11 protein-coding genes are annotated in these 12,680 nt (G+C 73.6%); 7 read left to right on the forward strand and 4 right to left on the reverse strand.

Annotated elements, in window-relative coordinates; genetic code table 11:
• The first annotated feature begins 33 nt into the window (after positions 1–33).
• Positions 34–258 (forward strand): hypothetical protein, encoded by a 225-nt coding sequence (locus NH2_RS18485; RefSeq protein WP_067655371.1) that lies wholly within the window; start codon positions 34–36, stop codon positions 256–258.
• Here NH2_RS18485 and NH2_RS18490 read toward each other — a convergent pair.
• Positions 238–2,895, reverse strand: a complete 2,658-nt coding sequence (locus NH2_RS18490) for an AAA family ATPase (RefSeq protein ID WP_067655375.1) — start codon at positions 2,893–2,895, stop codon at positions 238–240. The genes NH2_RS18485 and NH2_RS18490 overlap by 21 nt on opposite strands.
• Before the next feature lie 94 nt (positions 2,896–2,989).
• On the opposite strand from NH2_RS18490, the gene NH2_RS18495 reads away from it, so the two are divergent.
• Positions 2,990–3,340 (forward strand): nuclear transport factor 2 family protein, encoded by a 351-nt coding sequence (locus NH2_RS18495; RefSeq protein ID WP_067655378.1) that lies wholly within the window; start codon positions 2,990–2,992, stop codon positions 3,338–3,340.
• 29 nt (positions 3,341–3,369) lie between these two features.
• Entirely contained in the window at positions 3,370–3,780 is a 411-nt protein-coding gene (locus tag NH2_RS18500; RefSeq protein WP_067655381.1) for a hypothetical protein, read from the forward strand.
• Here NH2_RS18500 and treY read toward each other — a convergent pair.
• Positions 3,766–6,186: a malto-oligosyltrehalose synthase gene (treY, locus tag NH2_RS18505; protein ID WP_067655384.1), complete on the reverse strand. Its 2,421-nt coding sequence runs from the start codon at positions 6,184–6,186 to the stop codon at positions 3,766–3,768. The genes NH2_RS18500 and treY overlap by 15 nt on opposite strands.
• 13 nt (positions 6,187–6,199) lie before the next feature.
• On the reverse strand, positions 6,200–8,362 hold the full coding sequence (gene glgX, locus NH2_RS18510; RefSeq protein ID WP_084505642.1) for a glycogen debranching protein GlgX: 2,163 nt from the start codon (positions 8,360–8,362) through the stop codon (positions 6,200–6,202).
• A 91-nt stretch (positions 8,363–8,453) separates the two neighbouring features.
• On the opposite strand from glgX, the gene NH2_RS18515 reads away from it, so the two are divergent.
• Positions 8,454–9,725, forward strand: a complete 1,272-nt coding sequence (locus NH2_RS18515; protein WP_067655387.1) for an adenosylmethionine--8-amino-7-oxononanoate transaminase — start codon at positions 8,454–8,456, stop codon at positions 9,723–9,725.
• A gap of 12 nt (positions 9,726–9,737) precedes the next feature.
• On the opposite strand, the gene NH2_RS18520 is transcribed toward NH2_RS18515, so the two are convergent.
• Positions 9,738–10,112, reverse strand: a complete 375-nt coding sequence (locus NH2_RS18520; RefSeq protein ID WP_067655390.1) for a cupin domain-containing protein — start codon at positions 10,110–10,112, stop codon at positions 9,738–9,740.
• Between the two features lie 72 nt (positions 10,113–10,184).
• Here NH2_RS18520 and NH2_RS18525 point away from each other — a divergent pair, with 72 nt between their 5' ends.
• The 3 genes from NH2_RS18525 to bioD all read left to right on the forward strand — a co-directional run bounded on the left by NH2_RS18525 (position 10,185) and on the right by bioD (position 12,592).
• Positions 10,185–10,643 (forward strand): MarR family winged helix-turn-helix transcriptional regulator, encoded by a 459-nt coding sequence (locus tag NH2_RS18525; protein WP_067655394.1) that lies wholly within the window; start codon positions 10,185–10,187, stop codon positions 10,641–10,643.
• Between the two features lie 66 nt (positions 10,644–10,709).
• On the forward strand, positions 10,710–11,855 hold the full coding sequence (locus NH2_RS18530; RefSeq protein ID WP_067655397.1) for an 8-amino-7-oxononanoate synthase: 1,146 nt from the start codon (positions 10,710–10,712) through the stop codon (positions 11,853–11,855).
• A 62-nt stretch (positions 11,856–11,917) separates the two neighbouring features.
• A complete protein-coding gene (gene bioD / locus NH2_RS18535; protein ID WP_369690053.1) occupies positions 11,918–12,592 on the forward strand; it encodes a dethiobiotin synthase in 675 nt (224 codons plus the stop codon).
• Positions 12,593–12,680 lie beyond the last annotated feature (88 nt).

The raw sequence follows: 12,680 nt of genomic DNA on the forward strand, positions 1-12,680 counted from the left end.
GACCGAAAACTTCCTCGCGGCTATGGTGAAGACATGACAGCGGTGCACCCCGATTCCCGGATCGCCGAGCGGCCAACGGTGTTGCTCGCCGGGGTGCCGTGGCCGATTTTCAAGCTGGAGGCTCTCGCGCTCGGCCTCGTCGCGCTGCTGATTCTGCTGCTCGTCACCGGGTCGCCGGCGGTCGCGGTGCTCGGCGGGGCCGGGCTGGCCGCAGGACGCTGGGTGCTCGCCGCGGTGTCACCCCGGCTCCAGCGGTAGGGCCTTCAGTTCGCTGCGGGCGGCCACGCCCAGCTTCGGGTACGCCTTGTACAGGTGGTGGCCCACCGTGCGCGGGCTCAGGAAGAGCTGGGCCGCGATATCCCGGTTCGAGAGGCCGCGGGCGGCCAGCCGGACTATCTGCAATTCCTGGGGTGTGAGGCGGGCCAGCGGTCCGGGGCCGGGCGCGGGGGCGGCGCCGCCCAGTGCCGCGAGTTCGGTGCGTGCCCTCGCCGCCCACGGGGTGGCGCCCGCCCGGTCGAAGGTCGCCGCGGCCGGTTCCAGCTGAGTGCGGGCCTCGGTCTTGCGTTTGGCCCGGCGTAGCCATTCGCCGTAGAGGAGGCGGGTGCGGGCCTGCTCCAGGGGGCGGGCGCCGAGGTGGAGTGCCGCGCGGTAGTGCCGCTCCTCGCCGGTGCGCAGGGCCAGGCAGCGTTGTTCCAGTGCGGCCACCCAGGGCTGATTGCTGCGCCGGGACCACTCGGCCAGCCGCTCGACGGCATCCCCGGCGCGGTCCGGCTCGCCGAGCCGCACCGCCGCCTCGACCACGTCGGGCAGCGCGCGGACCGCGGCCACGTGGTGCCGCACCGGCCCCTCGGTGAGCGCGGTCAGCCGGTGCAGGGCGTTCGCCACCCGGCCGAGGCCGAGGTCGAGCAGCCCCTGCGCGGCCTCCGCCCAGGTGGCGCCCGGTGCCGTGGCCCCGCCGACCGCCGCCACCGCGTTCTCGCACGCCCGCTCGTCACCGGCGAGCGCGGACAGGTAGGCGCGGAAGGCGTGGTGCTGGCTCACCCACTGGCCGAGCCCGGCGTCCTGCGCGATGCGCAGCCCCTCGGCACCGGCCACCGCCGCCTCGGCCGGGTTGCCGCCGAAGAGCTCGGCCTCGGCGCGAAAGAAGAGCAGCGGTGGCAGCAGGGCGATGCGGCCCTGCTCGCGGCACTCGGCGATCAGCTCGGCGGCCAGCTCGCCGACCTGGTCGTCCTGCCCCACCACCAGCCCGGCGCCGCACAGCTGCACCAGGTCGCGGGGGCTGTCCGCGCCGAGCCGCCCGGCCGTGGCGGCGGCCTCCCGCAGGTCGGTGGTGTAGGTGCTGCGCAGGGCGGGGAGCATGTACCCGGCGATCGGCGCCACCGAGTCGCCCTTCGGCAGCTCGAGCCGCGCGAAAGCCGCTGCCACCGCGGTGATCTCGGGGTCGCCGAGGTACCAGGCGGGGTGTACCGCCTGGATCAGGATGCGGGCCGCGCGGGTGGGTTCGGTCGCCGCGGCGGCGCCGAGCAGCAGGCGGTGCGCCGCCGCCGGACGTCCCGCGCCGAACTCGGCGAGTCCGCGCACCACGTCCAGCCGGGCCAGGGTGGCCGGGTCCGGTGCGGCCACCGCCGCCGCGCGCTCGGCCGAGCGGCGGGCGAGGTCGAGCAGCCCGGCCTCGGCGGCGGTCTCGGCGGCGGGCAGCAGCCGCCGCGCCCTGGCCGCGTCGTGCACGCTGAGCGCGGCGGCGCGCTCGTAGGCGGCCACCGCGCCGTGGTAGCCGCTGCGCCTGCGGGCCCGCTCGGCGGTGCGTTCCAGGGCGGCGGCGACTTCCTCGTCCGGGCCGGTGGCCGCGGCGGCCAGGTGCCAGGCGCGGATATCGGCGTTCTCCGGGCCGGTGGCGGCCGCGGCCAGCGCGCGGTGCGCGGCGAGCCGCTCGGGCAGCGCCGCACCCTGGTACACCGCCGAGCGCAGCAGCGGGTGCCGGAAAACCACGCCGCCGGTGCCGGTGCGCACCAGCCCGGCCTGCTCCGCGGGGGTCAGCTCGGCCGGGCCCGCACCCAGCGCCGCCCCGGCGCGCAGCACCGTGCCCAGGTCGGCGGCGCCCGCCGCGGCGGCGACCAGCAACAGCGTGCGGGTGGCCGCGGGCAGCCGGGCGACCTGGCCGTGGAATGCCTGCCGGAGCAACTGCGGCAGCGGCTGATCCGGTTCGGCGCCGGGGATCTCCGCGGCGAGCAGCGCCGGGAGCTCCAGCAGCGCCAGCGGATTGCCCGCCGACTCGACCAGCGCGCGGTAGCGCACGGTGGGCGCGAGCCCGGTGTGCCCGGCGTCCAGCAGCGCGGCGGCGACCTCGGGCGGCAGCGCGCCGACCGGAAGCTCGGGCAGCCCCGGCGCCGGGAAGTCGTGGTCGCCCGCCCTGGTGGCGAAGATCAGCGCGACGCCCTCGGCGTCCAGCCTGCGGGCGGCGAAGAGCAGCGTCTCCGCGGTCGCCCGGTCCAGCCAGTGCGCGTCGTCCACCAGGCAGAGCAGCGGGCCGTCGGCCGCCTCCTCGGCGAGCAGCGAGAGCACCGCGAGGCCGATCAGCATGCGGTCGGCGGGGTCGTGCTCGGCCAGGCCGAAGGCGCCGTCCAGCGCGGCGCGCAGGCGCGGCGGCAGCGCGCCCAGGTCGGCGCCGCGGACCAGCAGGTGCAGCGCGGCGAAGGGCAGCTCGGCCTCGGACTCCAGCCCGGCCCCGCGCACCGTCGGCAGCCCGGCGGCGGCCGCGTGCTCCAGCAGCGCGGTCTTGCCGATGCCCGCCTCGCCGCGCAGCACCAGCACGCCGCTGCGGCCCGCCCGCGCGGCGGCCAGCAGGGCGTCGATGCGGGCGAGCTCGGCCGCGCGGCCCAGAAGTGCGGTCGGCATCCCCGAAAAGTACCTATAGGCGACCGATTCGGCGTACCCCCGGCCCGCCATAACGTAGCCCTCACACCTTGAAACAGCAGGTAGAGGAGAAATCGTGAACGAGATCGTGGCGCAGTACCTGGCGGCGTGGAACACCACCGACCCGGCGGCCCGCCGGGCTGCCATCACCAGGGCCTTCACCGCCGACGCCGAGTACACCGACCCGCTCATGGCCGTGCGCGGCCACGACGAGATCGACGCGGGCATCGCCGCCGCGCAGGCGCAGTTCCCCGGCTGGGAGTTCCGGCTGGCGGGCGAGCCGGACGGCCACCACGACCAGGTGCGCTTCACCTGGGAGCTGGGCCCGGCCGGGGCCGCGCCGGTGGTGATCGGCTTCGACGTCGCCGTGCTGGCCGAGGGCCGGATCGGCGCCGTCTACGGCTTCCTCGACCAGGTCCCCGCGTGATTCCCGCATCGAACCGAGGAGGTTCTGTCATGACGAACACCGGGCTGCTCGCCCCCGGCGACCGGCTGCTGCGGCTGGCGCTGCGCGCCGATGCCGCCGTCACCGGGGTGAACGGCCTCGCCTACCTGGCGCTGGCCGGGCCGATCGAATCGCTGCTCGGCCTCGACCGCGGGCTCGGCATCCCGATCGGGGTGTTCCTGATCGTGTACGCCGTCGCGGTCGCCGCCGTCGGGCAGCTCGCCCGGATCCCGGCCGCCGCCGCGGGCGCGGTGATCGCGGTGAACGCCGCCTGGGCGGTGGCGAGCGTGGTCGCGCTGCTCGCCGGTGCGCTCGGCGTCACCGCGGCGGGCGCGGTCTGGGCGGTGCTGCAGGCGCTGGTGGTCGGCGCCTTCGCCGCCCTGCAGTACCTGGGGCTGCGCCGGGCGTCAGCGCACCAGTAGCGCCACCGGCAACCGGTCGAAGATCTTCCCGAGGTGTGCCCGCCCCTGGAAGGTCTCGCCGGTGAGCCGGTCGGTCCAGACGCCGGGGGGCAGGTCGAGCACCGTGTCCGCCCAGCCGGTCTGCTGCAGCTTCACGCTGTGCCTGGTGGCGGCGACCAGCACCTCGGGCAGCCGCCCCGGCTTGCCGCGGCCGTAGCAGATGAGGTGCCCGGCCTGCTCGCCGATGGCGTGCACCGGCAGGTAGCTGCCGCCGACGAAGCACTCGGGGCGCTCCCGCCGCAGCCACAGCGCGTAGGCGACCACCCACATCTTGGCCGCGCCGGTGGGGTCCGGCGCCGGCGTCGTGGTGAGCGACTGCAGCATGCCTGCGCGCACCGCGAAATCCACCGGGCGCCGATTGTCCGGGTCGACGAGCGAGTCCTCCCAGAGCTCGCAGCCCTGGTAGATATCGGGGACGCCGGGGCCGCAGAGCTGCAGCAGCTTCTGCGCCAGCGCGTCCGACCAGGCGTGCGGGGCCAGATCGTGCACCAGGTCGTTCAGCCCGGACCCCACCGGCCCGTCGATCACCGCGTCCAGCCAGCGGTGCACCGCCGTCTCGAACTCGGTGTCCGGGTCCTCCCACGAGGTGCGGGTGCCCGCCTCCCGGATCGCCTTCTCCGCGTACTGGTGGATCCGCTCGCGCAGCCCGGGCACCGAGGAGGCCGGGCGGCCGTCCGCCGGCCAGACCCCGAACATGTTCTGTAGCAGGAAGAGCGCGGTCGCGCCGTCCGGGCCCGGGGTCGCCTCCTGCCAGGCCCGCACCCGGCGTGCCCAGATATGGCCGACCTGGGAGAGCACCCCGATCCGGGCCCGCACGTCCTCGCCGCGCTTGGTGTCGTGGGTGGAGAGCGTCGTCATGGAGGAGGGCCAGCGCCGCGCCCGCTCGCTGTTGGCCAGGTGGAACTCGTTCACCGAGCGGGCGAACCGCGCCGGGCTGCCGCCCACCTCCTGCAGCGAGATCAGCCGGACCGCGCGGTAGAACATGGCGTCCTCCACCGCCTTCGCGGTCATCGCCCCGCACACCTGGTCGAACCGGATCTGCGCCTCGCCGTCCCTGGCCAGCGCGGTGACCAGTACCTGAAGCGGCGCGGTGAGCTCGGCGTTGCGCCGCTCCACCTCGGCGACGACGGCGCCGGTCATCCCGGCCAGCGGGCTGTAGTCGGCCCGGTAGACCGGCATGAAGGCGAGCACCTCGATGGTGGCGTTGGTCAGCGCCATGGTGTCGAAGCCGGGGGTGTCGGCGTCCTGCTTGATCGCCGCCACCAGCCTCCGCACCTCCGGCGAGAGGATGGTCTCGGCCACCGCGCGCTTGATCCGGTGCTCGGTCTCGCCGATCCAGGAGCGGTCGCTGCCGTGCCCCGTGAAGCGCCGGGAGAGCTCGGTGAGCGCGGGCTCGCCCGCCGGGTCGATGAGCACGCCGCCCAGGTCGGCGAGGGCGTCGTAGCCGGTGGTGCCGTCGATCGGGAGCGTCGGGTCCAGCGGCTCCCGATTGGCCAGGATCTTCTCGACCAGCAGCAGCCGGTCCGGGCCGAGCAGCTTCCGCAGCCGGTGCAGGTAGCCGATGGGGTCGGCGAGGCCGTCCGGGTGGTCGATCCGCACCCCGTCGATCAGGTCGTGCTCGCACCACGCCGCCAGCTCCCGGTGCGTGGCCTCGAAGACCTCGGGGTCCTCCTGCCGCACCGCGGCCAGCTCGCTGACCGCGAAGAAGCGCCGGTAGGTGCAGACCCCGGACTTCCAGCTCACCAGCCGGTAGTGCTGCTTGTCGTGGATGCGAAGCGCGTTGTCGCCGTCGGTGCCCGGCGCGATCGGGAACCGCATGTCGTGCAGGCTGAGCATGGGTTCCGGGCCGGAGCGGTCGACGCCGAGCGCGGCCGGGTCGTTCTCGCCCTGCAGCACCGGCAGCGCCAGCCGCCCGCCCGCGCCGTTGCCCTGGCTCCAGTCGATGTCGAACCAGTGCGCGTACTGCGACCCCTTCCCGTGCCGCAGCACGTCCCACCACCACTTGTTCTGCCGTGGGTCGCCGACCCCGACATGGTTCGGCACCAGGTCGACGATCAGCCCCATGCCGCGGGTGTGCACCTCGTCGGAGAGCGCCTTGAGCCCGGCCGGGCCGCCGAGCGCCGCCGAGACCGTGGTCGGGTCGGTGACGTCGTAGCCGTGCGTCGAGCCGCGCACCGCGGTCAGGATGGGCGAGAGGTAGAGGTGCGAGATCCCCAGCTGCTGCAGGTACTCCGCGATGGACCTGGCGTCGGCGAAGGTCAGCGCGTCCGGCCGGAGCTGTAGCCGGTAGGTGCTGCGCACCGGCCGCCGGGCGGGCTCCCGGCGGCGGGGGGTGGGGTCGGTGGTGTGCGTCGCGGACTCGGTCATGGGCGCGGTTTTCTCAGGTCGATGGGGCGGTGTGGCACAGGACGAGCAGGCAGCGGCCGGGCACGGTGAGGGGGGCGCCCGCCTCGTGGGTGGCGGCCGACTCGCCGGTGGGCGCGGAGCAATCCAGCACCACGCTCCAGACCAGCCCGTAGTCCGGGCCGGGTAGTGCGAAATCGATCTCTTGATCGTGCGCGTTGAAGCAGAGCAGGAACGAATCGTCGGTGATCCGCTCGCCGCGCGGGCCCGGCTCCGGGATACCCGCACCGTGGAGATACACCGAGAGCGACTTGCCGAAACCGCTGTCCCAGTCCGCCGCGGTCATCTCCTCGCCCGCCGGGGTCAGCCAGGCGATATCGCGGATGTCGTCCTTCGAGCGGATCGGCCGCCCGGCCAGGAACCGGCGGCGCCGGAAGATCGGGTGCGCGGTGCGCAGCGCGATCACCCGCCGGGTGAATTCCAGCAGGTCGGCATTGGTCTCCGCGAGCGACCAGTCCATCCAGGAGAGCTCGGAGTCCTGGCAGTAGACATTGTTGTTGCCGTGCTGGGTGCGGCCCATCTCGTCGCCGTGCGCCAGCATCGGGGTGCCAAGGCTGAGGACCAGGGTCGCCAGCAGGTTGCGGCTCTGCTTGGCCCGCAGCGCCAGGATCTCGGGGTCGTCGGTCGGCCCCTCGACGCCGCAGTTCCAGGAGCGGTTGTGGCTCTCGCCGTCGCGGTTGTCCTCGCCGTTCGCCTCGTTGTGCTTCTCGTTGTAGGAGACCAGGTCGCGCAGGGTGAAGCCGTCGTGCGCGGTGATGAAGTTGATGCTCGCGCTCGGCCTGCGGCCGGTGGCCTCGTACAGGTCGGAGGAGCCGGTGAGCCGGGAGGCGAACTCGCCGAGCGTGGCCGGCTCGCCGCGCCAGTAGTCGCGCACGGTGTCGCGGTACTTGCCGTTCCACTCGGTCCAGAGCCCGGGGAAGTTGCCCACCTGGTAGCCGCCCTCGCCGACGTCCCACGGTTCGGCGATGAGTTTCACCTGGCTCACCACCGGGTCCTGCTGCACCAGGTCGAAGAAGGTGGAGAGGCGGTCCACGTCGTGCAGCTCGCGGGCCAGGGTGGAGGCGAGGTCGAAGCGGAAGCCGTCCACGTGCATCTCCAGCACCCAGTAGCGCAGCGAGTCCATGATCAGCTGGAGGGTGTGCGGGTGCCGCACGTTCAGGCTGTTGCCGGTGCCGGTGTAGTCCTTGTACATCGCCGGGTCCTCGTCGAGGAGCCGATAGTAGGCGGCGTTGTCGATGCCGCGGAAGGCGATGGTCGGCCCCTTGTGGTTGCCCTCGGCGGTGTGGTTGTAGACCACGTCGAGGATCACCTCGATGCCTTCCTCGTGCAGCGCCCGCACCATCGCCTTGAACTCGGTGACGGCGGCGCCCGCGCGCGGCATGGCGGCATAGTCGGCGTGCGGCGCCAGGTAGCCGAAGCTGTTGTAGCCCCAGTAGTTCCGCAGCCCCTGGTCGAGCAGCACGGTGTCCTGGAAGAACTGGTGCACCGGCATGAGCTCGATGGCGGTGACGCCGAGGCTCTTCAGGTGCTCGATCACCGCCGGGTGCGCGATGCCCGCGTAGGTGCCGCGCAGCTCCTCCGGCACCGCCGGGTGCGTCATGGTCATGCCCTTGACGTGCGCCTCGTACAGCACCGTCTCGTGGTACGGGGTCTTCGGCGCGCGATCGTTGCCCCAGTCGAAGTAGGGGTTGATCACCACGCAGGTCATGGTGTGGCCCAGCGAATCCAGGCCGTGCGTGTGCAGCGAGGGGTCGCCGTCGAACTCGCCGTCGAAGGCCTTGCCGTACGGATCGAGCAGCAGTTTGCTGGCGTCGCAGCGCAATCCGCGCTCCGGGTCCCACGGGCCGTGCACCCGGTAGCCGTAGCGCTGCCCCGGGGCCAGCCCGGGCAGGTAGGCGTGCCAGACGTAGCCGTCGACCTCGTCCAGCTCGATCCTGGTCTCCAGCCCGTCCCGGTTGATCAGGCAGAGCTCGACCTTCTCGGCGACCTCGGAGAAGAGGGAGAAATTCACCCCGGCGCCGTCGTAGGTGGCGCCCAGCGGGTAGGAGGTGCCCGGCCACACCCCTAGCGGCGCTACCTCGGTGATGGCGGGAGCGGGGGGACTGTCGCCGGCCGGAGCGGCGGGGTCGGGCGCGAGCATGCCACCGACAGTAGCGGCCCCCGGCGGGTCCGGGATGCCAGGTCGTGACCATCACAGCCGACTTGAACAGCGTTCAAGGTACGGTGCTGCGATGAACCTCGACCGGCTCACCGCGCTCGATGCGGCCCACGTCTGGCACCCGTACGGCGGTTTTCCGGCGAGCACCGCCCCGCTGCCGGTGGAATCGGCGTCCGGGGTCCGGCTGCGGCTGGCCGACGGGCGCGAGCTGATCGACGGCATGAGCTCCTGGTGGGCCGCCGTCCACGGCTACCGGCACCCGGTGCTCGACGCCGCGCTCACCGCGCAGGCCGGGCGGATGAGCCACGTCATGTTCGGCGGGCTCACCCACGAACCGGCCGTTCGCCTGGCCGAGCTGCTGGTCGCGCTGACGCCCGCCGGGCTGGAGAAGGTGTTCCTCTGCGACTCCGGGTCGGTGTCGGTGGAGGTCGCGGTGAAGATGTGCCTGCAGTACTGGCGGGCGCGGGGGCTTCCGGCGAAGCGGCGGCTGCTCACCTGGCGCGGGGGGTACCACGGGGACACCTTCACCCCCATGAGCGTCTGCGACCCGGACGGGGGGATGCACTCGCTGTGGACCGACGTGCTGGCCGCGCAGGTCTTCGTCGGGCCGCCGCCGCGCGAATACGACCCGGGTTACGTGGGGGAGCTGGACCGGGCGCTCGGCGCCCATGCGCACGAACTCGCCGCCGTCATCGTCGAGCCCGTCGTCCAGGGCGCCGGCGGCATGCGCTGGCACCACCCGCGCTACCTGAGCGACCTGCGCGCGCTCTGCGACCACCACGGCGTCCTGCTGATCTTCGACGAGATCGCCACCGGATTCGGCCGCACCGGAACGCTTTTCGCCGCCGACCAGGCGGGGGTGGCGCCGGATGTGCTCTGCGTCGGCAAAGCGCTCACCGGCGGGTACCTCACCCTCGCCGCCACCATGTGCACCGCGCGGATCGCCGAGACGGTGAGTGCCGCGCACGGCGGGTTGATGCATGGGCCGACGTTCATGGGCAATCCGTTGGCCTGCGCCGTTGCCGTCGCTTCGGTGGAGTTGCTGCTGTCTCGGGACTGGGCTGCCGAGGTTGCGGGGATTTCCGCCGGGTTGGAGGCGGGGCTGTCTCCGCTGGTATCGCTGCCCGGTGTGGTGGATGTGCGGGTGCTCGGGGCCGTCGGGGTGGTGGAGCTGGAACGTCCGGTGGACATGGTCGCCGCGACCGATGCGGCTGTCGGTGAGGGAGTTTGGCTGCGGCCGTTCCGAAATCTGGTCTATACGATGCCGCCGTTCATCAGCGGCGCTGACGAGGTGGCGGCCATCACGCGGGGGATCGGCGCGGCCGTGCGCGCTTCCCTGGGATAGGGACCGACCGTGTCAGGCGATCCAGGGCGGGACGATGCCCTGCGCTTCGCCCGTGCGAAAGGCCTCTGCGCCGGCGGAAGCCGTCGCGACCGCTGTGAGGCCCCACGGTCCGGCCGTGATCTGCCGGGGGACGTCGGCGGGGAGGACGGCGGTGTCGCCGGGCGCGAGGGTCAGTTTCTCGGTGCCGAGGATGAGGTCCGCGCCGCCGTCGAGCACGGTCCAGATCTGTTCGGCGTCGATGCGGTGCGCAGGGCCTGCGGCGTGCGGGGCCATGCGGACCCGCCAGAGGGCGGTGGTCGCGCCGCCGAGGGTGGGCGAGGCGAGGGTGGTCATGGCGCCTGCGGGGGTCTCGGTGTGGCGGGCCTGGTCACGAGTGACGACGGGCATGGAAGCTCCTCTGGATGGTCAACCTGGTTGTCTTCTTCGAAGATAGTCAACCAGGTTGCCTATCCTGTCAAGGTGAACTCCTTCGAGCTGCCGCTGCGCATGCTGCTCGCCTTCCGGTCGGCCGTCGACGAGGTGCACGCCGACCTGGCCGCGCGCGGGCACCAGGAGATCCGGCCCATGCACGGCTTCCTGTTCCAGGCGGTGCTGCGGACCGAGGGGTGCACGGCGGCGGAGTTGGGGCGGGTGCTCGGGATCTCCAAGCAGGCGGCGGGGAAACAGGCGGAGGCGCTGGAGCGGCTCGGGTACCTGCGGTGGGAGGGCGACCCGGCTGACGCCCGGCGCAAGGTGTACCGGCTGACGGCGCGCGCCGATGACGTGCTCGCCCGGTCCGAGGCGGTGTTCGACCGGGTGCGGCGCGGGTGGGCGCGGGAGTTGGGGGCCGGGCGGCTCGCGGAGTTGGAGCGGGACCTGCGGGCGCTCGCTCCGGGCGAGCTGTTCCGGCTGGACGTGCCGGGATGGTTCGCGCGCTGACCCGGCCGGGCCTCGGTCGCCCGCCCGTGCTCTGCCTTGAACGGCGTTCAAGTATGCTCCCGAGCTGTGAGTACCGATCCGCTGAGCTGGCTGGACGACCGCGCCTCCGAGCGGGTCGCCGCCGGCCTGCGCCGCGAACTGCGGCCACGGGCCGCGCAGTCGGCCGCCATCGATCTGGCCTCCAACGACTACCTTGGCCTCACCCGGCACCCGGAGGTGGTCGCGGGGGCGGTCGCGGCGGTGCGGCGCTGGGGGGCCGGGTCGACCGGGTCGCGGCTGGTCACCGGGACCACCGAGGAGCACATCGCGCTGGAGCGTGAGCTCGCCGAGTTCACCGGGGCGGAGAGCGGGCTGGTGTTCGCCTCCGGGTACGCCGCGAACCTCGGGGTCGTGACGGCGCTCGCCGGGCGCGACGCGCTGGTGGTCTCCGACGCGGCGAGCCACGCCTCGCTGGTCGACGCCTGCCGGCTCTCCCGCGCCAGGGTCGCGGTCGCGCCGCACGGGGATGTGGCCGCGGTGGCCCGGATCCTCGCCGCGCGCACCGAGCGGCGGGCGCTGGTGCTCACCGATTCGGTGTTCAGCGCGGACGGTGATCTCGCGCCGCTCGCCGCGCTGCACCGGGTGACCAGGGCGGCGGGTGCGGTGCTCGTGGTGGACGAGGCGCACGGGCTCGGGGTGCGCGGGCGCGGCGGGCGCGGGCTGGTGCACGAGGCTGGGTTGGCGGGGGAGCCGGATCTGGTCGTCACCGCGACGCTCTCCAAGGCGCTGGGTGCGCAGGGCGGGGTGGTGCTCGGCGCCCGGCGGGTCCGGGATCATCTGGTCGATGCCGCGCGCACCTTCATCTTCGACACCGGGCTCGCACCGGCCGCCGTCGGTGCGGCGCGGGCGGCTCTCGGCGTGCTGCGCCGTGAGCCGGGACGGGCCGCCGCCGTCCTGGGACGCGCGGCCGAGATCGCGCGGATCGCCGGGGTGCCTGAGCCGCCGTCGGCGGTCGTTTCGGTGGTGCTCGGGGAGGCATCGGTGGCGCATGCGGCGGCGCTGGCCTGTCGGGAGCGCGGACTCGAGGTCGGGTGCTTCCGGCCGCCGACGGTGCCGGAGGGGACCTCGCGGTTGCGGCTCACCGCACGCGCGGATCTGAGCGATGCGGAGCTGCGGATGATTCGTGACGTGCTCGCGGAGGTGCTCGAGTCGCGGCAGCAGGTGCCCGCGTGAGCGGCCGCGGCTCGGCGAGTGCCGCCGATGCGCCGGGCGGCGCGGGGGCGAAACACGCTGCGGTGCACCGAGCACCCTACGCGCACAGCGGAATTCTGCTGGTGACCGGCACCTCGACCGAGGTCGGTAAGACCGTCGTCACCGCCGCGCTCGCCGCAGCGGCGCTGGCGGCGGGGCGCACCGTCGCGGTGTGTAAACCCGCGCAGACCGGCATCGCCCCCGGCGAACCCGGCGACCTGGCCGAGATCACCCGGCTCAGCGGCGTCACCCGGACCCTGGAGCTGGCCCGCTATCCGGACCCGCTCGCCCCCGACACTGCCGCCCGGCGCTGCGGCGCACCCCTGCTCACCCTCGGCGAAACCGTCGGCGCCATCGAAGAACTCGACGCCGACCTGATCCTGGTCGAGGGAGCAGGCGGGCTGCTGGTCCGGCTCGGTGACTTCACCCTGCCGGACCTGGCGCTCCGGCTGGCGGCGCCGGTCCTGGTGGTCGCCGCGGCGGGGCTGGGCACCCTCAACCACACCGAGTTGACCACGCGTGCGCTCCATGCGCTCGACATCCCGTGCGCGGGCCTGGTCATCGGCTCCTGGCCGGACACCCCGGATCTCGCGGCCGAGTGCAACCGCGACGATCTGCCCCGCGTCACCCGGGTCGGGCTCGTCGGCGCAGTTCCCGCCGGAGCGGGAGCCTGGGATCGTGACCGCTTCACCGCGGCCGCACCCCATTGGTTCCGGTGACCGGGCGCCGGCCGACACAGACCGGCGAGGCCATGACTACCGTTCTCGTTCGTTCGAACGAACGAGAGATTTCCGAGTGCGGGATCGC

Origin of the sequence: Nocardia harenae NBRC 108248 (genome assembly GCF_001612885.1) — a bacterium.
Taxonomy (GTDB): Bacteria; Actinomycetota; Actinomycetes; order Mycobacteriales; family Mycobacteriaceae; genus Nocardia; species Nocardia harenae.

Excerpts from the sequence above, each read along its gene's own strand:
- NH2_RS18485 (WP_067655371.1), top strand. The coding sequence starts at position 34 with ATGACAGCGGTGCACCCCGATTCCCGGATCGCCGAGCGGCCAACGGTG.
- NH2_RS18490 (WP_067655375.1), bottom strand. The coding sequence starts at position 2,895 with ATGCCGACCGCACTTCTGGGCCGCGCGGCCGAGCTCGCCCGCATCGAC.
- NH2_RS18500 (WP_067655381.1), top strand. The coding sequence starts at position 3,370 with ATGACGAACACCGGGCTGCTCGCCCCCGGCGACCGGCTGCTGCGGCTG.
- treY (WP_067655384.1), bottom strand. The coding sequence starts at position 6,186 with ATGACCGAGTCCGCGACGCACACCACCGACCCCACCCCCCGCCGCCGG.
- glgX (WP_084505642.1), bottom strand. The coding sequence starts at position 8,362 with ATGCTCGCGCCCGACCCCGCCGCTCCGGCCGGCGACAGTCCCCCCGCT.
- NH2_RS18515 (WP_067655387.1), top strand. The coding sequence starts at position 8,454 with ATGAACCTCGACCGGCTCACCGCGCTCGATGCGGCCCACGTCTGGCAC.
- NH2_RS18520 (WP_067655390.1), bottom strand. The coding sequence starts at position 10,112 with ATGCCCGTCGTCACTCGTGACCAGGCCCGCCACACCGAGACCCCCGCA.